General features: G+C 42.4%; 1 pseudogene. It reads left to right on the plus strand.

Annotated features, from left to right (window positions below):
* Positions 1 to 117: 117 nt before the first annotated feature.
* A pseudogene (locus tag P0G09_RS17690) lies at positions 118 to 311 on the plus strand (hypothetical protein); the annotation flags it as partial.

Here is a 311-nt window from a genome sequence, read left to right on the forward strand (position 1 = left end):
GGAGCAATGGCAGAAAAAAAGAGAAAAATCAATGGAAAGGTAAGGTAAAAAATGTTTACACCCAAAAACATTCAGGGCGCTTTGGAAGAACTCTACGACCTTTGAGATGCAGATTATATGGTAGATATGCTCGTAAACTACAGTGAGGAGTTCGATGATATTTCTCCTGAGCTTCTGGCAAAGTCGTTTCAGAAAAATGCCGAGATGATTAGCGAGTATCGAGTATTGTCCTCTGCTGGTGAGGGTATCGACTATCAGGGAAAGGTACTTCTGAACAGCAGAGACGTGCGGCTTCTGTCCTATGTAGAAGA

The sequence above is a fragment of the Faecalibacterium sp. DFI.5.82 genome (assembly GCF_029076575.1).
GTDB lineage: Bacteria > Bacillota > Clostridia > Oscillospirales > Ruminococcaceae > Faecalibacterium > Faecalibacterium duncaniae.